General features: G+C 45.1%; 1 pseudogene. It reads left to right on the forward strand.

From position 1 onward, the window contains the following. Positions 1 to 400 precede the first annotated feature (400 nt). Positions 401 to 1,527 (forward strand): annotated as a pseudogene (locus AC2VE5_RS26955) (Mu transposase domain-containing protein); the annotation flags it as partial. Between the last annotated feature and the right edge of the window lie 175 nt (positions 1,528 to 1,702).

Consider the following 1,702-nt stretch of genomic DNA (forward strand, 5'->3'; position numbering starts at 1 on the left):
TTTGTTTGCCATTGTGAATTCGCCCGTTTTTGACGATTCGAGCAGAGGTCCAGGTAGGACAATTCAACATCGTCTAATATCATTGCAAATTAAATTCTGTCTCTACTTTAGCAATTATCATTACTTTCGTGGCACCACCAACCAAAATTATTAATCAGCAAATTTCATCTGATGACGCTGTTGGATGGTTCAATCATTGTGGTCTATTCATTTGAAAATCGCTGTAAATAGACCGAGTAACGACAATTAACTTGACTGCATCACCGAGCTATCGGAGACAAAATTTACCTCAAGCAGTAGGCACCTAAATAAAAGACACTAGGCAGTTGTTCATTAACGTCAATTAAGAAACTGCCTAGTGTCTGGGAAACGAATTAATTCAATTCAGGTTCAACTATATATGAAAGCGAGAGAATCTGGCTGTACGCAAGAAACAGCGGCAGCGAAAGGAGGCTTGTCTGTCCGTACAGGCAGACGAATTGAAAAAGGAGAACATCAACCGCAACGAAGAAAACCTCATGACTGGCGCACTCGCGCTGACCCGTTACTAGAGGTATGGGAAAGCGAACTCGTAGCGCTGCTGCAACAACAGCCCAAGTTGCAAGCAATGACGTTGTATGAGTATTTGCAACAGAAATATCCTGGCAAGTATGGACAGTCCATCCTACGAACTTTACAACGACGAGTACAGCAGTGGAAAGCCAGCAGTGGACCGCCGCTAGAAGTGATGTTTGAGCAGTCACACCGACCGGGCGTGATGGGATTATCAGATTTCACCAAACTCAAACAAGTGGAAATTACAATTGGGGGCAAGCCCTTTGAACACCTGTTATACCACTACCGCCTAGCATATAGCGAGCGGTTGGCAATACGTGCAAGTGATTTTGGGCGGCGAGAGCTTCGTTGCGCTGTGCCAAGGACTGCAAAACGCCTTAGAGCAGAGTGGTGGTTGCCCACTAGAACACCGCAGCGACAGTTTAAGTGCAGCTTATCGTAACTTACAGCAGTTCTCATTCCGATAAAGTACAGCTTTAGGATTTAATTACTGTGAGGTCATGCTTAAGGTGTACTGCACTCAAGTGCGAACCGCTATAGGTGGTCGCACAGATGAAGACTTAACGCAGATGTACCAACGCCTGTGCCAGCACTATCGCATGCGACCGACCCGTAACAACCGAGGAATTGAAGAGCGAAAATGGCTCAATTGAATCGCCGCACGGCTATTTTAAAAACCGATTGCACCAAGCACTTTTGCTACGTGGCTCCTGTGATTTCGATAGCATTGCCGATTATCAGTGCTTCATTATCCAAGTGATGGAGGTACTCAATGCCAAGATTTGTCAGAAGTTTCAAGAGGAACAAGCTTACTTGCACCCTCTGCCAGAACATCGTTACCCAGATTATGAAATCCTCAGCGTCAAAGTGACTCGCCAAAGCACTATTACTGTGCGTTGCATTCTTTATACTGTGCCGTCACAGTTGATTGGTCAGCGTTTGACAATTCATTTGCACCACGACCGACTTATTAAATGTCAAGTGTTTTGCGTGTCGTGACAGATTATTGTCGGGTAGTTGACGCGAAAAGGAAGTTCAGATCGAAACGACAAGTACAGATCGCTTGCGAATAGAAACAAAAAAATAGAGCGATTAGGATGATAGAGAATTGTTCAAGCGCTCGGTAGCAGCCTGACGACGGTAGCTA

It is taken from the genome of Aliterella sp. E5.1, from assembly GCF_057473825.1.